General features: G+C 65.1%; 20 protein-coding genes and 1 pseudogene. 7 read left to right on the forward strand and 14 right to left on the reverse strand.

What is annotated here, in order from left to right; all coding sequences use genetic code 11:
- Positions 1 to 20 precede the first annotated feature (20 nt).
- On the reverse strand, positions 21 to 1,106 hold the full coding sequence (locus tag ASE48_RS13805) for a GGDEF domain-containing protein (RefSeq protein WP_057167657.1): 1,086 nt from the start codon (positions 1,104 to 1,106) through the stop codon (positions 21 to 23).
- Between the two features lie 135 nt (positions 1,107 to 1,241).
- On the opposite strand from ASE48_RS13805, the gene ASE48_RS13810 reads away from it, so the two are divergent.
- A complete protein-coding gene (locus ASE48_RS13810) occupies positions 1,242 to 2,162 on the forward strand; it encodes an alpha/beta fold hydrolase (RefSeq protein WP_235571145.1) in 921 nt (306 codons plus the stop codon).
- A 56-nt stretch (positions 2,163 to 2,218) separates the two neighbouring features.
- Here ASE48_RS13810 and ASE48_RS13815 read toward each other — a convergent pair whose 3' ends face one another.
- The 4 genes from ASE48_RS13815 to ASE48_RS13830 form a co-directional block, all read right to left on the reverse strand.
- Positions 2,219 to 3,340, reverse strand: a complete 1,122-nt coding sequence (locus tag ASE48_RS13815; RefSeq protein WP_235571155.1) for a spirocyclase AveC family protein — start codon at positions 3,338 to 3,340, stop codon at positions 2,219 to 2,221.
- 168 nt (positions 3,341 to 3,508) lie between these two features.
- Positions 3,509 to 5,143, reverse strand: coding sequence for a nitric oxide reductase activation protein NorD (locus tag ASE48_RS13820; RefSeq protein ID WP_082614196.1), 1,635 nt, complete (start codon positions 5,141 to 5,143; stop codon positions 3,509 to 3,511).
- A 59-nt stretch (positions 5,144 to 5,202) separates the two neighbouring features.
- Positions 5,203 to 6,000, reverse strand: coding sequence for a CbbQ/NirQ/NorQ/GpvN family protein (locus tag ASE48_RS13825; protein ID WP_057167660.1), 798 nt, complete (start codon positions 5,998 to 6,000; stop codon positions 5,203 to 5,205).
- Positions 5,997 to 7,169, reverse strand: a complete 1,173-nt coding sequence (locus tag ASE48_RS13830; RefSeq protein WP_057167661.1) for a spirocyclase AveC family protein — start codon at positions 7,167 to 7,169, stop codon at positions 5,997 to 5,999. The genes ASE48_RS13825 and ASE48_RS13830 overlap by 4 nt, the downstream gene beginning before the upstream one ends.
- 70 nt (positions 7,170 to 7,239) lie before the next feature.
- Between ASE48_RS13830 and ASE48_RS13835 the strand changes: the two genes are divergently transcribed.
- Entirely contained in the window at positions 7,240 to 7,842 is a 603-nt protein-coding gene (locus ASE48_RS13835; protein WP_057167662.1) for a TetR/AcrR family transcriptional regulator, read from the forward strand.
- 69 nt (positions 7,843 to 7,911) lie between these two features.
- On the opposite strand, the gene ASE48_RS13840 is transcribed toward ASE48_RS13835, so the two are convergent.
- The 5 genes from ASE48_RS13840 to ASE48_RS13860 form a co-directional block, all read right to left on the reverse strand.
- Positions 7,912 to 8,742: a DUF5718 family protein gene (locus ASE48_RS13840; RefSeq protein ID WP_442928720.1), complete on the reverse strand. Its 831-nt coding sequence runs from the start codon at positions 8,740 to 8,742 to the stop codon at positions 7,912 to 7,914.
- Positions 8,739 to 9,818: a tartrate dehydrogenase gene (locus ASE48_RS13845; RefSeq protein WP_057167663.1), complete on the reverse strand. Its 1,080-nt coding sequence runs from the start codon at positions 9,816 to 9,818 to the stop codon at positions 8,739 to 8,741. Before ASE48_RS13845 ends, ASE48_RS13840 begins: the two co-directional genes overlap by 4 nt.
- Position 9,819: 1 nt before the next feature.
- Complete coding sequence (locus ASE48_RS13850; protein ID WP_057167664.1) at positions 9,820 to 10,791, reverse strand: phosphoglycerate dehydrogenase; 972 nt, start codon at positions 10,789 to 10,791, stop codon at positions 9,820 to 9,822.
- A gap of 146 nt (positions 10,792 to 10,937) precedes the next feature.
- Entirely contained in the window at positions 10,938 to 12,359 is a 1,422-nt protein-coding gene (locus tag ASE48_RS13855; protein WP_082614165.1) for a cation:dicarboxylate symporter family transporter, read from the reverse strand.
- Between the two features lie 127 nt (positions 12,360 to 12,486).
- Entirely contained in the window at positions 12,487 to 13,653 is a 1,167-nt protein-coding gene (locus ASE48_RS13860; RefSeq protein WP_057167665.1) for a mandelate racemase/muconate lactonizing enzyme family protein, read from the reverse strand.
- Between the two features lie 135 nt (positions 13,654 to 13,788).
- Between ASE48_RS13860 and ASE48_RS13865 the strand changes: the two genes are divergently transcribed.
- On the forward strand, positions 13,789 to 14,484 hold the full coding sequence (locus ASE48_RS13865; RefSeq protein WP_057167666.1) for a GntR family transcriptional regulator: 696 nt from the start codon (positions 13,789 to 13,791) through the stop codon (positions 14,482 to 14,484).
- A gap of 147 nt (positions 14,485 to 14,631) precedes the next feature.
- A pseudogene (locus ASE48_RS13870) lies at positions 14,632 to 17,030 on the forward strand (excinuclease ABC subunit UvrA).
- Between the two features lie 54 nt (positions 17,031 to 17,084).
- Here the strand turns inward: ASE48_RS13870 and ASE48_RS13875 are convergent.
- From ASE48_RS13875 to ASE48_RS13890, 4 genes are all read right to left on the reverse strand, one after another.
- Positions 17,085 to 19,091: a fatty acid desaturase gene (locus tag ASE48_RS13875; RefSeq protein ID WP_057167667.1), complete on the reverse strand. Its 2,007-nt coding sequence runs from the start codon at positions 19,089 to 19,091 to the stop codon at positions 17,085 to 17,087.
- A gap of 133 nt (positions 19,092 to 19,224) precedes the next feature.
- Positions 19,225 to 20,460: a PucR family transcriptional regulator gene (locus ASE48_RS13880; protein ID WP_057167668.1), complete on the reverse strand. Its 1,236-nt coding sequence runs from the start codon at positions 20,458 to 20,460 to the stop codon at positions 19,225 to 19,227.
- A gap of 56 nt (positions 20,461 to 20,516) precedes the next feature.
- Positions 20,517 to 21,131 (reverse strand): DUF305 domain-containing protein, encoded by a 615-nt coding sequence (locus ASE48_RS13885; RefSeq protein WP_057167669.1) that lies wholly within the window; start codon positions 21,129 to 21,131, stop codon positions 20,517 to 20,519.
- Positions 21,128 to 22,696, reverse strand: a complete 1,569-nt coding sequence (locus ASE48_RS13890) for an LVIVD repeat-containing protein (protein ID WP_235571157.1) — start codon at positions 22,694 to 22,696, stop codon at positions 21,128 to 21,130. Before ASE48_RS13890 ends, ASE48_RS13885 begins: the two co-directional genes overlap by 4 nt.
- Before the next feature lie 244 nt (positions 22,697 to 22,940).
- On the opposite strand from ASE48_RS13890, the gene ASE48_RS13895 reads away from it, so the two are divergent.
- The 3 genes from ASE48_RS13895 to ASE48_RS13905 all read left to right on the forward strand — a co-directional run bounded on the left by ASE48_RS13895 (position 22,941) and on the right by ASE48_RS13905 (position 24,701).
- Entirely contained in the window at positions 22,941 to 23,456 is a 516-nt protein-coding gene (locus tag ASE48_RS13895; protein WP_235571159.1) for a TetR/AcrR family transcriptional regulator, read from the forward strand.
- Between the two features lie 187 nt (positions 23,457 to 23,643).
- Positions 23,644 to 24,027, forward strand: coding sequence for an STAS domain-containing protein (locus tag ASE48_RS13900; protein WP_156409188.1), 384 nt, complete (start codon positions 23,644 to 23,646; stop codon positions 24,025 to 24,027).
- A 224-nt stretch (positions 24,028 to 24,251) separates the two neighbouring features.
- Positions 24,252 to 24,701: an Hsp20/alpha crystallin family protein gene (locus tag ASE48_RS13905; RefSeq protein WP_057167672.1), complete on the forward strand. Its 450-nt coding sequence runs from the start codon at positions 24,252 to 24,254 to the stop codon at positions 24,699 to 24,701.
- The last annotated feature ends 125 nt before the right edge of the window (positions 24,702 to 24,826 follow it).

Genomic DNA, 24,826 nt, shown 5'->3' on the forward strand with positions numbered 1-24,826 from the left:
GCTCGGGACCTCGCCAGAACTCAGTGGGCGATCTCGACGCGGTCACCGCCGGCGCGCTTGGCGGCATACATGGCGTGGTCGGCGGCGTCGAGGAGGTGTTCGGTCAGCGCGATGGTGTCGACCGCGCCACGGGTCGCCAAAGCCGACGTGGCGATGCCGATGCTGGCGGTGAAATTCGCCGGCGCCTCCCGGAACTCGAGGCGCAGACTTTCGGCCATCTGCAGCGCGGCATCGGGACGGCCGATTGTGACGATGGCGAATTCCTCGCCGCCGATCCGGGCGATCACCGACTCACCGGGGCAGGCCCGACGAAGCGACTGCGCGAGGGCGACCAGCACCTGATCACCGGCGGTGTGCCCGCGCGTGTCATTGATGGACTTGAAATCGTCGATGTCGATCATCGTCATGCTGACACGAGTACGGCCTTGCGCTGCCGCGGCACCGACGAGCTGACCCATCGCGCGAAACAGACCGCGGCGGTTGGCCAGGCCGGTGAGCGGATCGATGTCGGAGAGCACGGCGGTGTCCCCGAGCAATTGCACCAGTGTCCGCAGCGACATCGGGACCACGATGACCGATGCGAGGCGCAGCGCGCCATCTGCCAGACCGACCCACGGGTCGCCCGCCAGTGTCTCGGTGACGATGCTCAAGGCGATGGGCACCACGGCCATTGCCAGCACCACCGTGAGGTGCGGCAGGGTGTGCACGCAGGCCACGTAGCTCGCGGTGAGCGCGAACGCGAGCGTGCCGGTAACCGCTTTGTCCTCCAGGATGTAGAGCACGCAATTGACCGCGATGGTCGCGTTCAGCATCACCACGATGACCTTCGATTGTCGGCAGGTCGGCCATCCGGACACCCACCAGCACGCGAAGATCAGGGCGAGCACACCGCACACCGCGGTCACGATCCGGCTGGCGGTCCCGGTGACACCCTGCGCGCTGAACACCATGAGAAGCGGCCAGGCACCGATCGCCGCGCAGGACGCGGCCACACCTGATCGGGTGAACCGCCCGTAGCCACTGGTCTCCACCAGCTGCACCACCCAGTCGTAGCGATCCGGCTGGCGCCACCACCCCGCGAGACCACCGGCCGGACCACCGTGCACCGTTTAGCCCCCTGTCCCCGCATGCCGTGCCGACGATGCTGCCACGGCATGGTGACGACCCCGGGTGAAACGGGCGCCAACCGTGAAATCAGCCTGACCGATGTTGTGGTGACCGAACACCCATATAGTCGACGTGTGGTCGACCAGCGTCCCGCTGACAAGCCGATGTTCGCCATGGTGCAGTCCGGTGTGCTCGATGTCGCCGTGGAGCGCCACGGCGACGACGGCGGGTGGCCGGTGGTACTACTGCACGGATTCCCTTACGACGTCCGCGGTTACGACGAGGTGGCCGAACACCTGTGCGCGGCGGGAGCGCACGTGGTCGTGCCCTACCTGCGCGGCTACGGTCCGACCCGTTTCCTCGACGCGGCGACGCCCCGCTCCGGACAGCAAGCCGCTCTGGCCGCGGACCTTCGCGCGCTGATCAGCACCCTCGACCTGGACCGGCCGATCGTCGCCGGTTTCGACTGGGGCGGGCGCGCGGCGTGCATCACCGCCGCGCTCTGGCCGGAATCGGTGAGCGCGCTGGTGACGGTGTCCGGCTACAACGTGCAGAACATCGCGGCCGCCGACACCCCGGCGCTCCCTCAGTTCGAACGGAACCACTGGTATCAGTACTACCTGCACGGCGAGCGCGGTGCGGCAGGGCTGGACGCACATCGTCGAGAGTTCGCACACTTGTTGTGGCAGGAGTGGTCACCGACGTGGGACTTCACCGAAGCCCAGTTCGAGGCCACTGCACCGTCTTTCGACAACCCTGACTTCGTCGAGGTCGTGGTGCACTCGTACCGGCACCGTTACGGCCTGGTCGATGGCGATCCGGCCTACCAGGACGTGGAAGATCGGCTCGCCGCCCAGCCGAGCATCGGGGTGCCCACCGTCATCATCGATCCGACCCGGGACCCGCTCGTTCCGAACCCACCCCCGCGCGCGACGCATGAATCGCATTTCGCTGCGCTGCTCGACATCCGCGCGGTGCCGGCCGGGCACAACGTGCCGCAGGAAGCTCCGCGAGCGTTCGCTGAGGCCATCGTGCATGCGCACCGGTCCAGCTGAGCGCTTCCCGCCGCTGCAGACGATACGGCCGTATCCGCGGATGAGTCCTGCCGACGTCACTCACCCGGTCTTTCGAAGGGGATGATCGGCGGAACCTGAACACCATCCGGAAGCACCAACTCGCCATCGGTATTGATGTAGCCGGAGTGCTTCGTCGGTATTGGCAGATCTGGGTTGGGGCATGGCTTGTCGGTCCCTTCGCCACAGATGCCGCCGATCAGATACGAACGCTTCTGATGATCCTCGGGCCAGGGGTCGGAGTGCATACCTATCCACTGCGCCGGGACGTTGTAGAAGATGAAGAAGCAGGAGCTGACGCCGGCGAAGATGGCCAGGAACCGAACGAATTGCTGCTTGGCGAATCCGCCTCTGACGCTGTCGAGTCCGCGCTCGACGATGGTGCGACCGCGATCGTCGGTGAAGAACCGCAGACAACACAGTGCCGCCTGGACCGCTCCCCACATCAACCCTTCATAGATCGGCCATTGGTAGTAGGTGCCGGCATTGAAGGAGACCGCTCGGATGGAGCCGGGGTACGTGTAGAACCCGATCGGCAGCATCACCAGTGCCTCCATGACGAAGTCGAAGGCAAAAGAGATCGCATAGGTGACGGCGATCAATCGCAGGGTGCTGATGCCGGGCCAGCGCGTCTTTATCTTGCGCATGATCCAACAGCCGACGATGGTGATCATCAGCACCCCATAGGCGTAACCCGGCGCGTTGGTCAGCAGCGGCTCGGCGACCATGGCGCCGGGCTCCTCCGGGGAGACCCAACCCGGGATGTTCGATGACCAGGAGCCCATGTTGAACGACCAGGTGTTGTAGGTGCACCAGGTATTGAAATAGTTCAGCAACGGATCCTGGAAGAACATCAGGCCCATCGAGACCAGCAGCATGCCGTCGAGAGTGATCCTGCGTTCTTGGCGCCACGGTTTGATGAAGAAGAACCACAGGGCGAACGGCAAAGCGAGCCACAGAACGATCGCGTTCGCCAGCAGCGGGATCTTCATGTACAGCGGCGGTTCCGACGGACCCGACGGCACTCGCTCGAAGTACGGTCCGGTGACCCAGCTGATCCAGACATACAGCTGGAATGCCAGGAGAACGCCGCCGATGACGGCGAAGATCCTGACGGTGTTCGACTTCTGCTTCACGTCTCCGCTGGACAGCGTTGCCACGCTTGCTGACTCGGTAATTTCCGACCTTGCATTCGATGCCTCGCTCACGAATCAACTCCTTCTCGATGCGCCACACCACGTGGGCGGCGCGTCCGCGATCACCTAAAGATACTGATAGGTATCTGAGTTACCGAGTAGACTTTCAAAACTCACAGCGAACACGCAGGTTCACCGAGGCGTCGGCCCCTGGGGTGCCGCGAGTTCCTGCAGCGCCGAGAGGAACAGCTCGTCCATCCGCGGGCTCAGGTCGGCCAGTGCAGTGCCGGTGGCAGAGCACGCCGAGCCAAAGACGCGGGCAATCGCCTCGCTGTCGATGCCGGCCCCGATCGACAGGCACAGGCAGGCCATACCGTCGGCACGCAGTTCTTCGAGTGCCTTGTGAGTGTCGGCTTCGGCGTAGCGGCCCTCATAGCCGTCGTCGTAGGGGAATCCGTCCGAGAGCACCACCAGCAGGCGGTTCGGCGTGCCTGCTTCGTTCTTCAGGATCTCGCCGGCCCCACGGATACCGGCGCCCAGACGGGTGTAACCCGATGGCTGCAACTGGTTGAGCCGAGCCCGTGCCACCGCGCCGAAACGCTGCCCGAAAGTCTTGATGGCCGGTAGGTGCACGGCGTGGCGGCCCTGCGACCGGAAGGCGTAGACGGCGACCCGATCACCGAGTTCTTCCAGGGTGGCCGCGATGGTGGCCGCTGCCCGGCGCTGATGCTCGTGCACGGCGAGGCCGTCTGGGTCGGCATCGGTGGCCGATCCGGATGCGTCGACCAGGATGAGGACGCCCAGGTTGCGTTCCAGCTTGCGTCGTTCGATGTAGACGTTCTCCGGGGGTGAGTACCCGGAGCGCAGGTCCACCGACATGGCAACGAGCGCTTCGGTGTCCAGCTCGTCGCCATCCGCCCGGCCGCGCAACCGTTTGGGACCCAGGCCAACTCGGGACAGGCGCCGGCGCAGCACATCATCGTGCGGCACCTCGGCAGCGGACACGTCTGCCTGGGTCGTCAAGGGGAAGTCGATGACCCGGCACCAGTCGGATCGGTATCTGTTGTGGTGGACGTCCCACTCCGGATACAGGGCGCCGCCAACCCCGATCGCAGCTCCGGGCGCGCCCCGGTCGGTGAATCGGATCTGCGTCGGCGACGGTCGGGCGTTGAGGCCCACCTCCTGAACCCGGCGGATGGAGCCGACCCGCAAATCGCCGCCGGCAGCCTCGTCCCCGGAGGAACGTGCACCGCCGAACAGCTTGCGCAGGAAGTTCGACAGCGCCTCGGAGTTGACGGGTGCCGCGAACAACTTGAGGATCTTGCTCTCCCCACCGGGCTCGTCGTCGTCCTCGGAAGCGTCGTCATCGGTTTCGTCGTCCCCCGACAGCCCGGCAGCATCGAAGTGCAGCGCGAGATCCTCGTCGGTGGCCGTTGCGCCGGGTCCGATCGGGTTGGCGAACAGACTGGACGGTCTGATGACGCCGAACCACTCCGGGTCATCGGCGAGGTGCTTTCTACTCCGTGCCATCGCGAGTGACTCGCCGCTGGTTGCGGTACGCGCTGTGCCGGGCAGGTGCAGCTGAGCGGCAAGCGGCAGCCGCTCCGCCAACTCCCCCAGCACTCGGTGACCTTCGAGTGCCAGATAGCGCCGGGCGAGGGCAGGCCGGGCTCGCAAGGCCCTGACATGCACTGCGTCCAGGCTGCCGGCACCGAGAAGTGCGCTCTGTAACAGCATTTCGCGGCGTTGATGCACCGGCGAGCTTCCCGCCGTGACGAAGACGACCCTGCCGTCGGTATACGCCGGCTGACCAGCCGGTGCTTCCATCACCTCCACCGACCTGCCAGCGATGAAGGTGGCGACGAACCGAAGTCGACCCGGAGTGCTCACGTTCCGAGCAACACCGCGTCGACCAGTTCACCGAGGGCACGCACGATGTCGGCGTCATCGGACAACGCCTGGACAATCCCCGCTTGAACAGCGCTGCGCAGGTTGAGTCCCTCGGCCACGAGTCCGCCGGTGAGAATCAGCATTCGGGTCGACGATCCTTCGCGCAGCGGTGATCCATCCAGGTTCCGGATGGCGTTCGCCAGTCGCACCAAGGAACGGGCGGTCGCGAACTCGATCCCGGCCTCGTATGCGACCACCTCGGTTTCGACTTCCGGTGGCGGGAAGCCGAGCTCGATGGCGATGAAGCGCTGGCGGGTCGATTCCTTGAGGCTCTTCAGGACGCTCTGATAGCCGGGGTTGTACGAGATCACCAGCTGAAAGCCTGGCGCCGCAGGCAAAGTCACGCCGAGCCGGTCAACCGGGAGTTCACGCCGATGATCAGCGAGCGGATGAATGACGACGGTGGTGTCCTGACGAGCTTCCACGATCTCGTCAAGGTAGAAGATCGCGCCTTGGCGCACCGCACGGGTGAGCGGACCGTCCACCCACACGGTCTCACCGCCCTTGAGCAGGAACCGGCCCACCAGATCCGCCGACGTCATGTCCTCGTGGCCGGCAACGGTGATCAGCTCACTCCCGAGTTCGTGGGCCATGGCTTCCACGAAGCGGGTCTTGCCACAGCCCGTCGGTCCTTTCAGCAGTACCGGTAGTCCCCGGCCCGCGGCGGCACGGAAGACCTCCACCTCCTCACCGACTGCGCGGTAAAAAGGTGCACGCGAGGGCGTTTCGATCATTCTCCATTCCGTTCGAACGGGATGACCGGTGGCATGGTCGCGCCTTCGGGGAGCACGAACACTCCGTCGGTGTTGACGTAACCCGAATGCCTGGTCGGTACCGGCAGGTCCGGGTGCGGACAGGGCTTGTCCGTGCCGTCACCGCAGATCCCACCGTTGAAGTACGACCGCTTCATGTGGTCCTCGGGCCAGGGATCGGCGTGCATGCCCAACCAGATCGCCGGGATGTTGTAGAAGATGAAGAAGCACGCGCTCACGCCGGCGAAGATGGCGAGAAAGCGGGTGAACTGCTGCCGGACGAATCCTCCACGGACGCTGTCGAGTCCGCGTTCGACGATGGTGCGGCCGCGATCGTCGGTGAAGAACCGCAGGCAACACAATGCCGTCTGGACCGCTCCCCACATCAAGCCCTCATACACCGGCCACTGGTAGTAGGTGCCTGCGTTGAACGACAGTGCCCTGATGGCTCCGGGATAGGTGTAGAGCCCGGTCGGAAGCAGGACGAGGGCTTCCATCACGAAATCGAAGACGAACGCGATGGCGTACGTAACGGCGATCAACCGAAGCGTGCTGATATTGGGCCAGCGCGTCTTGATCTTGCGCATGATCCAACAGCCGATGATGGTGATCATCAGCACGCCATAGGCATAACCCGGCGCGTTGGTCAGCAGCGGTTCGGCCACCATGGCGCCGGGCTCCTCTGCCGAGGTCCACCCAGGAATATAGGGGGCCCACGAACCCATGTTGAACAGCCAGGTGTTGTAGGTACACCAGGTGTTGAAGTAGTTCAGGAACGGGTCCTGGAAGAACATCAGGCCCATGGATATCAACAGCATGCCGTCGAGAGTGATCCTGCGTTCTTGACGCCACGGTTTGATGAAGAAGAACCACAGTGCGAACGGCAGAGCGAGCCACAGAATGATCGCGTTCGCCATGAGCGGGATCTTCATGAAGAGCGGGGGTTCACTCGGCCCTTGAGGCACCCGCTCGAAGTAGGGCCCGGTGATCCACCGGATCCACACATATATCTGCATCGCGAGGATCAGGCCGCCGACGACGGCGAGGATCTTGACCGTATTCGACTTCTGCTTCACCCCGGCGGTGGATAGCGTTGCGGCGCTGACAGACTCGGTGACTGCGGGGTCGCTTCGGTTGGACAGTTCACTCATAGACGAAGAAGATACCACTCAGTATCTGGTTAACTCTATAGTTTCTCGGATCCTGTGCCACAATGGGCCCATGGTCGAGCAGTGGACACGCGAGCGTCGCCTCGAGCGCACCCGAGCACTGCTGCTGGATGCCGCCGAAGAGGTGTTCGCCGACAAGGGGTTCGCCCCTGCCAGCCTCGACGACATCGCCCGGGCTGCCGGCTACACAAAGGGCGCGATCTACAAGCACTTCGACACCAAAGAAGAACTGTTCTTCGCCGTGAGCGACCGCTACTGGCGCCGCTACTTCGACAATTTTGCCGAGGTGCTGTCCTCGGCCACCGAGGTCGGTGCGCACGAACTCGACGCCATCGCCGCGAGGTGGCGACAGTTGAGCCTCGACCGGGGCGCCGAGCACAGTGCACTGGGCCACGAGTTCACCCTCTACCTGCTGCGCAACCCCGACGCGCGGGAACGCGTCGCCGGCAAACGTTCCGAAGTTGTCGAGGCGCTCAGTCGATTCATCATCGAGGGCATGGAGCGTATCGGCGCGACGCTGCTCATACCTCCCCTGACCTTCGCCCAGGTCCTGGTTGCCACCAGTGACTCAGTGGTGCTGGGGAGTCAACTCGATGATGTCGATCTCTACCGGCCGATCGTGGAGATGTACATGTCGGCCATCAAACTGAGCTGACCTGTCTCCAGAGACACGGGCGCTGCGACCGACAGTTCGGCGGCCGCCGGAGTTCGACGATGCGAACCGTCAGCTCGCCGAGACCATCTGTCGCAGTTCGGAGATTGCTCCGGATCGGGTGTCGTAGACCTGGACAACGGCCTGGTCGCCGGGCTGAAGGAAGGTCGTTGCGCCCAGCGGGGTGTACTTCGTCGCCCCGATACCGATCAGCACGTTCTCGGGGTGACCACTGGCCGCCATCAACGCGCCGACATCCTCGAGCGGGCTGTCCGGGGAGCCCTTTTGGTTGGAGAGCCGCTCGACAATCCAGTCGAGTAGCACCTCACCGTAGTACGAGTAGCCCGACAGCGGGCTGTCGACTCCGTAGGCGTGCTCCTGGCCGTCGGCGGTGTGCAGATAACACGCCAGCCGCAGCGTGGACGTGGGGCCGTCCGGCGTCAGATCCGAGATCTCGAAGAACTGTGGCGCAACCCCCTTGGACGCCGGACCCCAATTCTTCTTGTGACTGATCTTCGCGGCGTTGGGCCGCCGGATCGAGCAGTCATTGAACGCACCGAGCGCGAACGGCTGCACACCCACCACCGTGTCGCCACGCCACGACACGCGGCACGCCACAGCGACCTCGGGCTCGATCTGCAAGTTGAGCGGGCCGTCCACGGTGCCCGACCGCGGCAGGCCGATCATGGTGCGCGACAGTGGAAACTCACCGAGGAAGGTGTCGTGTCCCGGTGCGTACCAGGGGAAGATGCCCTTGGGCGCGGCTCCCTCGGAGTCGACGTTCACGAAGTCCGCCGCTTCCCCGGCCTGCTCCAGGTGGCCGGCGAAATTGCCGGCCACACCCAACCCGAACCATGTCCGCAGCTCGGCATCGTCGAGCGTGATCAAGCGTGGGCCGCTCATGGCGCCGTCACCGCGTCGGCGACCGCTTGCCCGAGAGTCTCGGTGGTGGCCATTCCGCCCATGTCCGGGGTCAACGTGTCACCGCCGCGGGCTAGCACCGCCTCGACCGCAGTGAGCACTGCGGCGCCGGCCTCAGGTTCACCGAGGTGCTCCAGCATCATGGAGGCGCACCAGATCTGGCCGATCGGGTTGGCAATTCCCTTTCCGGCGATGTCGGGCGCGGACCCGTGCACGGGCTCGAACAGGCTGGGAAACTTCCGCTCCGGGTTGATGTTGGCGCTGGGAGCGATGCCGATGGTGCCGGTGCACGCGGGGCCGAGGTCGGACAGGATGTCGCCGAACAGGTTCGAGGCGACGACGACGTCGAACCAGTCGGGGTGCATGACGAAGTTCGCCGTGAGGATGTCGATGTGGTACTTGTCGACATCGATATCGGGGTAGTTGGCGGCCATTGCCTGTACGCGTTCGTCCCAGTACGGCATGGAGATGGAGATGCCGTTGCTCTTGGTGGCTGATGTCAGGTGCTTCTTGGGCCGGGTCGCGGCGAGATCGAACGCGAACTTGAGTATGCGGTCGACTCCGGTGCGAGTCATGGTGGTTTCCTGCATGACGATCTCGCGGTCGGTGCCCTCGAAGATCTTTCCCCCGACGCTCGAGTATTCGCCTTCGGTGTTTTCCCGGACGACATAGAAGTCGACGTCACCGGGTTGGCGTCCGGCCAGCGGGCTGGGCACGCCGGGCATCAACCGGACCGGCCGCAGGTTGACGTACTGGTCGAACGCACGTCGGAACTGCAGCAGGCTCCCCCACAGCGAGATGTGATCGGGCACCACGTCCGGCCAGCCGACCGCACCGAAGTAGATGGCGTCGAACTCCTGCAGTTCACCGAACCAGTTGTCGGGCAGCATTTTCCCGTGCTTGAGGTAGTAGTCGGCACTGGAATGGTCGAAGTGCTCGAAGTCGAGGTTCAGGTCGAACGCGTGCGCGGCCGCCTCCAGGACGCGCAGCCCTTCGGGCACCACTTCGGTACCGATGCCATCGCCGGGGATGACGGCGATGCGATGGGTCCGTGACATGTCAGGAAGGTCCTTTCGGTGCGTGTTCAGGGTTTGTTGACGGGATGGCGTGGTTCGGCCCGCCCAGGACGGCGATGACGTCGGCGGCGGCGCTCAAACCGGCCCGCGACCGGGCCTCGACGGTCTGCCCGGCGAGATGGGAGGTCACGATGACGTCGTCGCGGCCCCGCAGCCGGCTTTCGGCCGGCAACGGTTCGGCGTCGAGTACGTCGAGGGCTGCCCCGGCGATCGCACCGGAGTCCAATGCGTCGACGAGGGCCTCCTCGTCGACCAGCGATCCGCGGGCGGTGTTGATGAGCACGGCGGTAGGCTTCATCGATTCGAACGCCGAGGCGTCGATCATCCGTCGGGTGCGGTCATCGGTCTTGGTGTGCAGGCTCAGGTAGTCAGCCCGGTTCAGAACGGTGTCGCGGTCGACGAACTGCACCGCCGTTGCAGCGTTGTCCGGGTGCGCGGTATGCACCAGGACAGTCATCCCGAAGGCGGTCGCGAGCGTGGCGACTGCGCGACCGCTCGGCCCGAAACCGATTATTCCCAAGGTCGTTCCGCGGAGTTCGCGTCCGGCGTCACGCGGCCAGCCGCCCGCCCGCACGCCATCGATGATGGCGGTGAGTCGGCGCGCCGACATCAGCATCAAGGCAATTGTCATCTCGGCGACGGCGTCGTGGTTCACGCCCGGGGTGTTGCAGACCCGGATCCCGCGGTCGGTGGCGGCAGCGACATCAATGGAGTCGTACCCCACGCCGCTGCGCGCGATCACCCGCAATACGGTCGCGTCCGCAAGCATGTCGGCGGTGACCGGCTCACTGGCGATGATGGCGCCGTGCACGCCATCGAACAAGGCTCGCGCTTCCTCGCGATGTCGTGGTCTGGTCGCCGGGCGGTAGATGATCTCGTGGCCGTGTCGGCGCAGGAGTGTGTCGACCTCGCCGCCCGGGACGAGGTAGTCGGTGGTCACCAGAACGCGCGACATCGTTTCTTCCTACTCTTCGTGTCCGTGGTCGGGTCGGAGTGCTCGATCTGGCATGGCTCGGCAGTGGCCACCCGCTGAGCACCGCGGGCCGCCGCCCGGTCCGTGGGCGGCGGCCATCCTCAGCATCGAGGATTACGGAGTGACGGTCACGATGACGCGGCAGCGGTGTGCCGGCTGCCGCGGACCGTTGTGTCCTCAGCCGGCCCGTCCATCGCGGCATGTTCGCCGGTGCCGGATTCGATTTCGCGGTCGTCATCGTCGGCCTCGATACTGAACTCGCGTCGTCCGGCGAGCACTTCACGGGCCTGCTCGTCGTCGAAGTCGTTCTCCCACTTGGCGATCACAATCGTACCGATGGCGTTGCCGAGGACGTTGATGAACACCCGGCCCTCGTTGAGGAGGCGGTCGATACCCACGATCAGCGCAAGGGCGGCCAGCGGCACGTGACCGACGGCGGTGATGGTCGATGCCAGCACGATGAACGCACCTCCGGCGATACCGGCGGTGCCCTTACTGGTCAGCATCATGACGCCGACCATGATGAGCTGTTCCTGCCACGACAGATCGATGCCGACGGCTTGCGCCAAGAACAGCGATGCCATGGTGAGGTACACCGCCGAGCCATCGAGGTTGAACGAGAAGCCTGCCGGGATAACAAGGCCGACAACGGGTTTGCCGCAGCCCAAGTGTTCCAGCTTGCGGACCAGCTGGGGCAGAATAGCTTCGCTGGAGCAGGTGCTGAGCGCGATCAGCAGCTCGGTCTTCAGGTAGCGCATGAGCGTGAAGACGTTCATGCCGCAGGCTTTGGAGATCAGCCCCAGCAGCACGACGACGTAGACGATGCAGGTGGCGGTGAACAGCAAGATGAGGAATCCGAGTTGCTGCAGGCTGGAGGCACCGTACTTGGCGACGACCGAGGCGAGAGCACCGAAGGTGCCGATGGGAGCCAACCGCATCACCCAGCCGACGATCTTGAACACCACGTGTGACAGCGACTCGATCAGCGTGGTGATCGGCGCGCTGTGCGCCTTCGTGACGTTGAGCGCGCAGCCGATCATCAGCGACACCAACAACGCCGAGAGGATGGCGTGGCCGGTGATCGCGCCGAACAACGATTCGGGGATCACATTGGTGACGAACTGGACGAAACCGACCTTCTCCCCCGAGTCGACGCCAGGGATGGTGCTGGCATCAAGGCTGTTGACGTCGATGTTCATGCCCGCACCGGGTTTGAAGATGTTGGCCACCACGAGGCCGATCAACATCGAGACCAGCGAGAGTACGAAGAAGTAGCCGAGTGCCTTGACGCCGATGCGTCCGGCTCGGCGAAGGCTGTCCATGGTGGCGATGCCGAGGGTCACGACGCAAAAGACGACAGGGACCACGATCATCTTGACCAGCCCGATGAACCAGTCGTTGAGCGGTGTCACCGCGGCGCCGACGTTCGGCGCCAGGATGCCGACGGCGATGCCAAGGACGGCGCCGATGATGACCTGGAACCAGAGTTGGCGTATCAGGTTGCCGAATCTGGACCGGCGGGGTGGTGCGGTGGCGGTGGTGGTGGACATTTTGGGAACTCCTTTGGTCCGGTAGGTATTTCGCGCGAGTGGCTGACCTGGATGTGATGCGCCGGTCGGCCGGCGGGTGTGGTGCGCGCCGCCCGACCTCGAACACCGGGTGGCACCGGAACGGCGGTCAGTGGTGCAGCTCGCGCAGCACCTTGTAGAACGCGCTCTTGGCCTCGAAGCCGATGCCGGGGATCTCGGTGAGCCCGACCTGGCTGTCGGAGACGACGGCGTCATCGGCGAAGCCGCCGGTGGGCTGGAACTCACCCGGGTAGGACTCGTTGCCGCCGAGCTTGAGGGCCGCGGCGATGTGCAGGGAGAACTGGTGCCCGCCGTGCGGGATGCAGCGGCGCGAGGACCAGCCGTGCTCCTTCAACATTTCCTGCACGCGCAGGTATTCGGTGAGGCCGTAGCTCAGGGCCGGGTCGACCTGGATGTAGTCGCGGTCCGGGCGCATGCCGCCGTAGCGGATGAGGTTGCGGGCGTCCTGGACGGAGAACAGGTTCTCACCGGTCGCGATCGGGCCACGGTAGTTCTCCGAGAGGATGGCATTGAGCCGGTAATCGAGCGGGTCGCCGACCTCCTCGTACCAGAACAGACCATAGGGTTCGATGGCCCGGCCGTAGTCCAGGGCGGTCTGTAGATCGAAGCGGCCGTTGACGTCGACCGCGAGGCGGGACCCGTCGCCGTCGAGGACTTCCAGGACCGCTTCGATGCGCTTGAGATCGTCGGCGAGGTCGGTGCCACCGATCTTCATCTTGACCACGGAGTAGCCCATGTCGAGGAAGCGGCGCATCTCGTCTTGCAGGTCCCCGAGCGTCTTCCCGGGTGCGTAGTAGCCGCCGGCTGCGTACACGAACACCGAGTCGTCGGGCTGGCCGTCGCCGTAGCGATCGGACAGATAGCGGTAGAGCGGCTGACCGGCGATCTTGGAGGCCAGGTCGAACAGGGCCATGTCGAGCACCCCAATCGCGACGGAGCGCTCTCCGTGGCCACCGGGCTTCTCGTTGTTCATCATGATCGGCCACGCCAGTGTCGGATCCAGGTCACCGGCCTCGTTCAGCAGGCTTTCCGGGGCGGCATCGAGCAGACGCGGAATCGCGCGACGGCGCAGGATCTCCCCCGCGCTGTAGCGACCGTTGGAGTTGAAGCCGTACCCGATGACGGGTTCGCCGTCGCGCATCACGTCGCTGACGATCGCCACGATCGAGCAGTCCATCGAGCTGAAGTCGATCCACGCATTGCGGATGGACGAACTGATCGGCACCACACCTTCGTGGACGGAGAGAATCTTCATGATCGACCTTTCTTGTATCTTATAAGATGTGAGATGTAACTGATGACTGCCGATGCTAGACTCGCTGTGACGGTCAGCACAAGGGGCAATATGTGGCACTGGTCACATCGGTTCACGCAACGAGATAGGGCGCACATGACATCACCGCAGGTCACCAACGTCTTTTCCAGCAAGAGCGACGTTGCCTATGCCGAATTGCGGCGGCTGATCCTCAGCGGCGGTCTACCTGCGGGCTCACGGCTTTCTCAGTACGAGCTGGCCGAGCAGATGCGGATGAGCATCACGCCCCTGCGGGAAGCGATCCGCCGGCTCAGCGGTGAGGGCCTCATCGAACTCGACAATCACCGAGACGCCCGAGTCTCATCGATCGGTGCGGACGAGGCCCGCCAGTTGTTCGAGGTGCGGCTGGCACTGGAACCCGCGGCGGTGGCGCTGGCCGCCGAACGTCGCACCGACAACGACATCGCGGCGATGCGGACGGCACTGGCCGATCTGGTCCCGGTCACCCGGGAATGGGGAGAGGACGGGTTGTGCGCCCACAGCGCCTTTCACCGCACGCTGTATGCCGCAGCGCACAACGACGTGATGATCAAGACTCTCGATGACCTGTGGGCCAAATCCGACCGCTACCGCCGCCTTGGCCTGATGCTGCCCGCAGGAGACGAACCCCGCATGATCGACTTCAATCAGCACCATCAGATGCTCGAACTGGTCGTCGATCGCGATGCCGCCGCGGCCCACGCGCTGGCGCGACTACATATCGAGAACAGCCTGACGGCCTCCGCGATCGACGCCCTCGAAGGACAGTTCCCCAAATCCGAAATCGCTTGAGATAAGCCATCTCTAGAGGTGCGCGCTGTGGTCTCTGAGAAAGTCGCCGTGGGTGAAACACCGGCGGCCGCACCCACCACGATCGAGGTACGTGGGGCGTGCGTGCACAACCTCGCGAATATCGACGTAGACGTGCCTCTGAACCAAATGGTGGCCATCGCAGGGGTTTCCGGATCGGGTAAGTCATCGCTGGCGATGGGAGTCCTGTATGCCGAGGGTTCACGTCGTTACATCGAGGCGCTGTCGACCTACACCCGCCGCAGGATGTCGCACGCCACCAAGGCCACCGTCGACAGCGTCCGGCACGTCCCGGCCGCGCTGGCCCTGCGGCAGCGACCGGGCGTCCCAGGCGCGCGCAGCACCTTCGGTACCTCGACCGAACTACTCAACGTCCTGCGGCTGCTGTTCTCCCGCCTGGCAGAACACGTCTGCCCCAACGGCCACCGCCAGAAACCGACGATCGACGTCGCAGCAGGCCTGGACCTCACCTGCCCGGTCTGCGACGTCACGTTCAGCCCGCCGGGTGCCGAGGCGCTCGCGTTCAACTCCGACGGGGCATGTCCGACCTGCGGCGGGCTAGGGGTGGTGCGCGAGATCGATGACGCACTGCTGGTTCCCGATCCGTCACGGACAATCGCCGACGGCGCGGTTGCCCCGTGGAAGATGATGGGCCTGACCGTCATGCCGCAGATGTGGGCGAGCTCGGCGTGCGCACCGACGTGCCCTACCGCGATCTCACCGACGACGAACGCGACGTCGTCCTGCACGGCCCGGCCGACAAGCACCGCATCACGGTGCCGTCGAAAAGCGGAAAACTGTTCGAGGTCAACTTCACCTACCGCAATGCCCGCCTCGCCGTACAGGAGGCGCTCGACAAAGCCGCCAGCGAAGGTGGCCTCAACCGGGTCAACAAGTTCATCAATACCGGCACGTGCCCGACATGCCACGGCACCCGGCTGAGCGCACGCGCCCTGGCTCCTCAGGTGACCGGGATCAACCTCGCTGAGGCGACGGCAATGACCCTCGATGACGTGATCGACTGGGCGCCAACGGTCCTCGATACATTGCCTGCCGATATGCGCTCGATGGCGACCGCGATCACCGGGCAGCTGTTCGAGATCGCGCAGCGGCTCGTCGAACTCGGCCTCGGCTACCTCGGTCTGGACCGACCCAGTTCCACGCTGTCCACCGGCGAGCGCCAACGCGTTGCACTTTCCCGCGCGGTGCGCAATCAGACCACCGGGGTGCTCTACGTGCTCGACGAACCGTCCATCGGCCTGCACCCGTCCAACATCGACGGCCTCAACGGTGTCATCCGCGATCTGCTGCGCGACGGGAACTCGGTGGTGCTGGTCGATCACGACGTGCAGGTCCTGCGCGAAGCCGACTGGTTCATCGAGATCGGACCCGGATCCGGCAGCGACGGCGGCACTGTCGTCGCGGAGGGGACACTGGATGATCTGGTGGGTAACCCGTCCTCGCTGATCGCCGGGTTCCTCGACGGGACAGAACCGGTCCGCGTGCGAGATGCCGTCACCTCCGAACGGCTTTTCGACCACGGTCGGATCCGTCTGGCCACGCGCCCGATACACACCGTGCACGCCCTCGATGTCGAGATACCCAAGGGCCGACTCACCACCGTCACCGGCGTTTCCGGTTCCGGCAAGACCACGTTGGTGCTGGAGAGCTTGGTGCCGGCGTTGCAGACGATAGCGGCAGGCGAACAGTTGCCCGCACACATCGCGACGGTGGAACCGTCGGGCATCGAGCGCGTCAACGTCGTCGACGCCACTCCCATCGGCACCAACGTGCGGTCCACCGTCGCCACGTACAGCGGGGTCCTCGACGAGCTGCGCCGCGTCTACGCCGCCCTCGACGCGTCGAAGGGCCGCGGGCTGACCGCCTCGGACTTCTCCTACAACACCGGATCCCTGCGCTGCCCGCGCTGCGAAGGGACCGGGCAGATCTCGCTCGACGTGCAATTCCTGCCCGACGTCGACATCCCCTGCCCCGACTGCGACGGCACACGCTATGCCCCAGCCGCACAGGATATCCGGAGAGACGGCCTATCCCTGCCCGCACTCCTCGGGCTCACCGTCAAGCAGGCACTGCAGGACACCGAGGACCTGCCGAAGGTACACCGGAAACTGCAAACCCTGATCGACCTCGGGCTGGGCTACCTCACCCTGGGCGAGGACACCCCGGCGCTATCGGGCGGCGAAGCCCAACGACTCAAGCTCGCAACCGAACTCGGGCGCAAGCAGTCCGATGCGCTGTTCGTGCTGGACGAGCCCAGCGTCGGACTGCATCCTCTCGACGTCCGCGTCCTGCTCGGCGTCATCGACCGCCTCGGCGCCCGAGGTGCCACCGTGATCGTCATCGAACACGACCTCGACATGATCGCCAACGCCGACTACGTCATCGATATGGGACCCGGAGGCGGCGCCGCAGGCGGGATCATCGTCGCAACCGGCACGCCCGCCGATATCGCCCACTCCACCGCCAGCGTCACCGGCCGCTATCTCGCAGCGGGAGTGGCGCCGTGAACTGTTGAACGCGGCGCTTCGACGCCAAGGCATTCTGATGGCCTGGGTGCTGCGTCAGCCGTCGTAGTCCACGGCAACCGTTGCGGTGCTGGGACGAGACTGACAGGTCAGTATGAAGCCGGCCTCCAGCTCGGACGTGTTGAGCGCAAAGTTCTGTTCCATCGACACCGCTCCGGCCGTGACTTTCGCTTTGCATGTGCCACACGCGCCACCCAGACAGGCATACGGCGCGTCGATGTTGTTCTTCAACGCGGATTCGAGGATGGAGTCACCGGGAGCGAGTTCGACGGTGTGCGTCGCACCGGACAGCGTGACGCTCACCTGGGATTCGGGATAGTCGTCGATGGATGTGGCTTGTGCGGGGCCGCGGAACAGTTCGAGGTGTATCTGCTCAGTCGGTACTTCCTCGACCACGAGGCGACGGTGCAGAGTCGTGACGAGATCGCTTGGGCCGCAGAGGTACCACCGGTCGATGGATGTCACGGGACTGCCCAGCAGCCGCCGGATCATCGCCAGATCGATGCGTCCGCGGAGGAACTCGGGATGGTGCGCTTCGGCGGACCGGACGTGAAAAATGCGGAGCCGGTCGGCGTATCGCGCTTCGAGTTCGTCGAGTTCGGCCGCGAACATGGTCGAGTCGGCGGTCCGGTTGCCATAGACGACGGTGAAGCGGCTGTCGGTTTCGATTTCCATGGTGGTGCGCACGATCGACAGGATGGGCGTGATGCCGCTGCCGGCCGCCACCGCGACATAGTCGTGTCGGGCGAGCGGGTGCAGGGGCGCGCCGAAACTACCCGTGGGTGTCATCAGCTCCAGAACGTCACCGGCGCACAGTGATTCGACCGCGAAGGACGAGAACGCCCCACCGGCAACGTGGCGCACGCCGATCGCCAGTTCTCCCGACGCTGCCGAGGTGCAGATCGAGTAGTTGCGCCGCACCTCCTTGCCCTCGATGCGATGTTTCACGGTCAGGTGCTGGCCGGCCTGGAACTGGAACTCGTCGCTGAGATGATCGGGCACGGCGAAACTGACTTTGACGCTGTCGGGCGTCAGCCGCTCGACGCTTTTGACCGGGATCGGGTGGGTGTCGACACCGCCCGGCGTAGCGGCCTGGGGCATGCGAATCGGCAGCAGCGCAGCCAATTTGCCGTTGAGCCGTTTCCATTCGCGGTACTGCGGGGCGTCGAGTTGCTGCCCGAAGACGGTGCTGATCGCCGCGTCGCGCTCCAGATAGGCAGCCTCGTTGCGTTGCCACGCCGCGACATAGCGATAGAACGGGATCGAGGGGTGCAAGTGGTGGACCAGGTGATAGTTCTGCGACAGCAGCAGCGGGGTCAGGATCCACTCGGAGCCGACGCGGTTGCGGGTGGCGCGGTAACGGTTCTCGCGCTGGGTGTCTTCCAGATCATGGTGCGGCAGCCAGTCGAACCACCAGGCGAGCACGGCCATGGCCACCCGTTCGGGAATCAGATAGATCACCGCGAGGGTCCACAGATGGCCCGTGACAGCGGCCGTCACAATCACCGCGACCGTGACAACCATCAATGCTGCCGTTTCGGCGATCTCCGCGCGGGGACGCTTGCGCCAGTGGCGCACCAGGAAACGGAGGTACGGAAGATCCATGGCAGGGAAGCGGAGGGGCAGCTGCCACCACGGTGCGGCGCTCACGAAGTGATCGGGATCGGCGTCACCGTCGTTGGTGTTGCGGTGGTGCTCGATGTGGATGAACGCGAACGACCTGAAAGAAATCAGCGGCGAGACAAAGAACATCGCGATGCGGCCGAATGCGACATTGACCCAACGACGGGAGCTGATCGAGTAATGCGAAGCGTCGTGCAGGACGGTGAACAACACGAAGATCGCGACGGCGCTGGCGGCGATGGTGGCCGCCGCCGGCAACGTGTCGGTGAGGGCAGCCCAGGTGGACGCACCGAAGAGCGCAAGCGCGAAGGTGAAGATGCCGATGATGGGCCAGGACAGCGCGGGTACCTGCTCGCCCGGGTCAGGCAGGGCGTGCGGCGAGCCCGCAGTACGGGGTGGGGAGTATTCCGTCGTGGTCACTGTCGGACTCCTCGATCGCGCTTCGGTTGAGATGCCCAAACTACAAACGTCCGGTGCCGGTCAACAAGGACCTCGCAGCCCTCGACAGTGTGCTGCCAGCACATCCTTTTGGCACCGGAACCCGGCGGGGAGGCTAGGCCTCGGGCAACACCGAGGCTCCCAGCACGTCGCACACGAGCAGGGCTGCATGCAGCTCGGCGACTTTGACCGTCGCGGGCCGGCCTCGGCGCTCTTCGGCACGACGTACCCGCTGCAGGACCGTGTTCTTGTGGATCCCCAAGGTGCGCGCGGCGGCCGTCAGGCTCCCCTGCGCGTCGAGAACAGCCAGTAGCGCGGCGCGCTCGCCGCGCTCTTTGCCGCCGTCGGCCGCCAGGTCGCCGAGCTGAGCGGCAACGAAGGCCCGTGCCGTATCCAGGTCGCGCGCGATCGCATCCACCAGCGCGACATCGCCGAATTCGGTGATCGACGGCGCCGCACGCCCCGCCAGTTCGACGACCCGGCGCGTGCGTACCGCCTCCAGGTGGGTGGCGCGGAAGCCGGCGGCCCCCGGATGCGGTGAGCCCACCGCGAGGTGAACGTGCTCCGATGAGCCCGCGAGTTCCGCCGCCATCGTCGAGCTCTTCACCTCGCCCGTGGCCGCGGCCCACCCCCATACCGCGAGTGGGCCGTCCGCCACGACGAGTGGATGACCATCCCCGAGATGGCGACCCACACGTTTGGCGAATCCGTCCAGATCGACACCGCGGTCATTGACCCAGCACACGAACCCGACCTGCCGGCCGGTGAGCCGGTGGCTGAGCACCCGTTCGGCCCGGCCGTTGTCGACACGTTCCCCGGCCAGCAGTGCCCGCACGACGTCGTCGCGATCGGCACGTGCCTGGTTTTGCCGACGGTCCAGCTCCGCGACGTACTCGGCCGCCACCAGAGAAGAGATGCGGTCGATGTAGCGGAACCCGAACCGCTCGAGATCGGCGAAGGTCCGCAGTGCGACAGCGGGATCGTCGATCCAGTCGGCGAGCGAGCCGGAGAGCTTCTCGGTGAAGTACTCATGACCGAGGCGGTAGAACCGCAACATCACATCGACGCTGTGCCCCCGCGCGGCCATGGCCCGCGCGTGTTCGAGCGCGGTGACCGGCGCCTCGGCCGCCGACACGTCGATCCCATGACGGAACATCGAAAGGACCGCTTCGAGATTCGATGAGCACGATCCCAGGGTGAGGCCGCGAAGTTCGGCATCCCCGCCGACCTCCGGGATCCGATCGACCAGGTAGGTCAGCATGTCATCGGCCAGGCTGGACACATCCCCCAGCAGGGCGGCGGCGACTCCCCTTCCGGCGACCGCGCCGTCAGCCGGCTCGCGCGCGTCCATGCCTGCAGACTAACCGCGACGCCGATGGCCGACGCCGACATCCGGAACTTAGGTCGTCAGGGGTCGGTTCTGAGCCCGTCCAGCAGGACCGTCATGACCTGGATTTCTTCGGTCTGCTCGGCGACCATGACCGCGGCGGCGGTGCGGATCGTGTCGTCGTTGCTGCTCCGGGCGACGTGGCCGGCCATGGTGATTCCGCCCTGGTGATGGCGAATCATCAACTCCAAGAACAGGATGTGGTTGACGCGGCCGGTGCTGCGTTGCAAGCGGGTGAGTTCGTCCGGTGAGGCCATACCCGGCATTCCCATCGCGTGCTGCTCATGATCGGTGCGAGCGGACATCATCCAGGCCATCGGCTCGGTCGCGCCGAGCGGGGCGCCGGCCATTTGCAGCCAACCGGTCATCTGTCCGATCTCGGCGAGCTGAGTGAAACGGATCTGTTCCGCGAGTGCGTGGACGCCGGGCGGGGTGTCGCCGGTGAGCATGTCGGTCATCGTCACCGCCTGCTGGTGATGTGCAGCCATGTCCTGGGCGAACCCGATGTCGCTGTCGGCCAACAGCGGTGGTGGTGCGGATTCGCCGCGGTCCGCGACCGCGGCGTACACACCGGCACCCAGGACGGCCGACAACAGCAATGGGACAACACGGCCGGCACGGCGTCGCAACGTCATCGCGGCGGGTACACCGACGGGTCGAGGCGCAGCGCCATGAAGCCGTTGTCCGAGCACGTGACGTAGAGCAGGTCACCGCGGAACTCCGGTGGCGACATGCACCAGTCCGCGGACAGGTCCAGGCCGATGATGCGCCCGTCCCGGACGATATCGTCACCGTTGATGTGGCCGTTGAGGATCGACTGGGCGATGGAGATGGCGCTGCTGGCGGGCGGAACCACGATGCCGCCGAACCGTACGTGCTGCGAGTTCGGTAGCTGGTCGTTCTTGCCCGTCTGCGCAGGCGGATTGAAATAGGCCATCTCGCGGACGTTGTCGGGATCGCGGACGTCGAACACCCTGATCCCCGACTGCGCCCACCCGCAGGCCAGGGCTTGCGGATTCTCCCGGCTGTCCACACTGCAGTAGTGCGATTCGTATCCGAAGGCCCCGCTGCTGGAGGCGCTGGCCGCCCACCGGTCCAGATTCTGTGGGAGGTTGATCTCCAGTTTGATGGTGGTGCGTAGGCGCAGATCGCCGAGGTCGCCGGCGTCGAAGATCTTTACCCCGCCCGAACCGAACTCATCGATGTTGAACAGGTGCGGCGTCCCACCGTAGGTGACATAGATGCTGTGCTGGCTGATCAACCCGTCGTGCCAATGCCGGTAGCCGCGCAGCGGAAGCAGTTGGTGCATCGTTGTTCCAGGGGCGGCACGGGATTGCACGGCGGTGGTGTCCAGGACGTTGACCCCTGCCGCGGTGGACATGAACATGGTGTTCCCGTCGGGGGTGAAGTCCATCCCGTGGCTGGCGAATCCTGCTGGGGCGCTCCAGATCACCGCGGGATTGGCGGGGTCGGCGACGTCGACAGCACTGGCCCAGATCTGGCCCGAGGCCCAGTAGGTGTTGCCGTCGGGCGAGAAGGCACCTTCGTGGGTGAGCATCGGGATGCGCACACCGGGCAGCGATCCGCGGCCCTGGTTCAGCAGCCGGGGGTGTGCGCAATCGGTGGCGATGTCGTAGATGGAGATGTAGCCCAGTCCGAAGAGGAACGGTACCCCGGTGCCTGCCAGCAGGCCGCGAGACTCGTTGACTTTCAGCGACTCCCAGGTTCCGTTGACCATCGCGGGTTGATCCAGTATCACCGTCGGCCGCGGATGGGCCGGATCGGACACATCGAGCACCTGCACGCCGTCGGTGTGCGGGAACGTTGATCCGATGTAGACGCAGTTCTGGTACGACGCGCTGGTGAAACCCGCCCCCGGGCCCTGGTACTGGCCAACCATGTCGACGTTGCAGTTGTAGCCCGCCATGCTGCGCCGCGAGTCCCGGTCGTTCAGCGGAACCTCGCCTTGCAGGCCGGTTTCGACACGATCGTCGGGTCGGCACGTCGCGGCCGGCACGGCCGTCGACCAGATGTCGTTGTTCTGATCGAACCCCGGCGGCAGACCAGCACTGGCCGGAACTGCCGCGCTGACCGCGACGAGGAACACCGCGGCGGCGATCGCCAACCAACAATGGCCGCGCGATCTGCTCAGCGAATCATGTTCCCCGGACGGCGCCACCCGGACTGTCGTCTCCCCCATCGCGGCAAAACTACATCCTCTAATGACTTAGAGGAAACGGTTTCGTGAAATTCCGCCCGCACGGCCGGAGCCGACGGAGCGGAGATCGACCCGGCTCGCCACCGATCCCGGGAGGCTGACGGCTAAAATCCGGCAGATCAGCGCACCCCGCAAGTACAACGCCGCTCAACGCCGCATCGACATTGCCGATGCGGCCATCGACCTGCTGGGCAAGGACGGTTCGCGCGGGCTGTCCCATCCACGGGTGGACCGGCACGGTGGCCTGCCCACCGGCACCACGTCCTACTACTTCCGCACCCGCAAAGCGCTCTTGCACGCAGTTGCAGAGCGCCTCACCGAACTCGACCTCGCCGATCTGTCCATGATGGACGAGCGCAGCGAGCACTACGTCGCCGATTACGCGGGCACGATAGGTCTGGCACGACTGGTGATGCTCTCCGCGCAGGAACCTTATTTGACCCGTACCCGAGCCCGATTCGAACTGATCCTGCATGCCCGCCGAGATCCCGATCTTGCCGAGACGACCCAGAGTTACAGCCTGCAGTTCTACCGCCTCGCCCGCGAGGTGATTGCCCGCTGGTACGCCGACACCGCCACTCCGGCTACGCATATCGAGGAACGCGCGGTGGCGGTCCTGACCTACATCAGCGGTGTGATGCTCAGCGTGGTCGCCGGCACGCCGGTCGTCAACGATGCCGCCGACCTCGATATCCAGATCCGTCAATTCCTGCACAGTGGGCCGGACCGAGAACAACTCTGACGCAGGCCAATGCGGCCTGCCCGTCGCCGAACGCCCCGGACAGATACTCGGCAGACAACTGATTCGCTGAGCGGAGTCGCATGCACGGTCGTTCACATCAAAGGTATGAATACATCCTGCGGCCTTGTAACATGGTCACCGGTTCAGCAGCAGCCTTCGCACCAGCTCGCAGTAGATGGAGGCCGAAATGACCAGCGTTCAATCCCGGACCATGCAGTCGAGGCGCGTACGCGAGACGACGTCGCCACCGTCCGACGGGCAACCTTCCACGCTCCAGACATCCACTCAATGGCCCAATTTCGATGTCGCACTGGTGTCCGTCGAGGGTGAGGTGGACGCCGCCAACAGCGCCGACCTGTTCGATTACGCGCTGAGCAAGGCGCTCTTGTGCCGGTTGTTGATCCTGAATCTGGAACGAGTCCGGTCTCTGTCCTGCAGCGGCTACGACATGCTGAGAACGCTCGAGAGCCGATGCGCGATGGCAGACGTCGAGCTCACGGTGCTGCACGGCAGATACGCCGGTAGCGGTGCACCGGAGCTATGGCAGACGTCGGGTCGTCAACGCGCCTAGCGCTGACGTTGCTCGACCCCCGACCGCCGACGTAGCGGCAGGCCCGGGATCGCGGTGGCGCTCGAAGCTGCTGTCCCGCTGCAACTTCGGACTTGGCAAGCCGCATCGAAATTCTTCGAAAACCGTCTGGCACTCTCCCTGCGCGAGTGCTAAATTCTGTGTTGCACAGTGATGGCGGTCCGCCAACGGGGCGGGCCCGGTGACGATCGAGGAGGTGTGTTGCTGTGCTTCGTTTTGATCCGTTCAGTGACCTTGACACCCTGACCCGGGGCTTGCTGAACAGCCAGACCGGATCAACGCGCAGTCCTCGGTTCATGCCGATGGACCTCTACAAAGTCGATGATCATTTCGTCCTGACCGCCGATCTACCCGGTGTGGATCCCGGCTCGGTCGACGTCAACGTCGATCACGGCACCCTGACACTGACGGCGCATCGTTCGGCGCGCTCATTGGACGGTGTGCAGTGGCTGGCCAACGAGCGCTTCGCCGGCACCTACCGCAGACAGCTGTCGCTGGGCGAAGGGATCGACACCGCGAAGATCGCGGCCACCTACGAGAACGGTGTCCTGACCGTGACGATCCCGCTGGCTGAACGTGCCAAGCCACGACGGATCGAGGTCACCCGCGCGGCATCACAGACATCGATCGAACCCACCACGGTCGACGCCGAGTAGCCCGCCCGCCGCCGGGCGCACGACAGTGCGCCCGGCCTCGCCTGCGAGTCTGCCAACCCTGATGCGGTTGAGGTGACATCCCGCTAAACTCATTGCAACGCGCGTCATAGCTTGCCCGGTTCAGA

Origin of the sequence: Mycobacterium sp. Root265, from assembly GCF_001428895.1 — a bacterium.
Lineage (GTDB): Bacteria > Actinomycetota > Actinomycetes > Mycobacteriales > Mycobacteriaceae > Mycobacterium.

Bases quoted from the DNA above. Each gene is read 5' to 3' on its own strand.
- ASE48_RS13860 (WP_057167665.1), bottom strand. From the start codon at position 13,653: ATGAAGATTCTCTCCGTCCACGAAGGTGTGGTGCCGATCAGTTCGTCC.
- ASE48_RS13830 (WP_057167661.1), bottom strand. From the start codon at position 7,169: ATGAGTGAACTGTCCAACCGAAGCGACCCCGCAGTCACCGAGTCTGTC.
- ASE48_RS13835 (WP_057167662.1), top strand. From the start codon at position 7,240: ATGGTCGAGCAGTGGACACGCGAGCGTCGCCTCGAGCGCACCCGAGCA.
- ASE48_RS13825 (WP_057167660.1), bottom strand. From the start codon at position 6,000: ATGATCGAAACGCCCTCGCGTGCACCTTTTTACCGCGCAGTCGGTGAG.
- ASE48_RS13845 (WP_057167663.1), bottom strand. From the start codon at position 9,818: ATGTCACGGACCCATCGCATCGCCGTCATCCCCGGCGATGGCATCGGT.
- ASE48_RS13890 (WP_235571157.1), bottom strand. From the start codon at position 22,696: ATGGGGGAGACGACAGTCCGGGTGGCGCCGTCCGGGGAACATGATTCG.
- ASE48_RS13880 (WP_057167668.1), bottom strand. From the start codon at position 20,460: ATGGACGCGCGCGAGCCGGCTGACGGCGCGGTCGCCGGAAGGGGAGTC.
- ASE48_RS13900 (WP_156409188.1), top strand. From the start codon at position 23,644: ATGACCAGCGTTCAATCCCGGACCATGCAGTCGAGGCGCGTACGCGAG.
- ASE48_RS13855 (WP_082614165.1), bottom strand. From the start codon at position 12,359: ATGTCCACCACCACCGCCACCGCACCACCCCGCCGGTCCAGATTCGGC.
- ASE48_RS13820 (WP_082614196.1), bottom strand. From the start codon at position 5,143: ATGGAAGCACCGGCTGGTCAGCCGGCGTATACCGACGGCAGGGTCGTC.
- ASE48_RS13885 (WP_057167669.1), bottom strand. From the start codon at position 21,131: ATGACGTTGCGACGCCGTGCCGGCCGTGTTGTCCCATTGCTGTTGTCG.
- ASE48_RS13865 (WP_057167666.1), top strand. From the start codon at position 13,789: ATGACATCACCGCAGGTCACCAACGTCTTTTCCAGCAAGAGCGACGTT.
- ASE48_RS13840 (WP_442928720.1), bottom strand. From the start codon at position 8,742: ATGAGCGGCCCACGCTTGATCACGCTCGACGATGCCGAGCTGCGGACA.
- ASE48_RS13850 (WP_057167664.1), bottom strand. From the start codon at position 10,791: ATGTCGCGCGTTCTGGTGACCACCGACTACCTCGTCCCGGGCGGCGAG.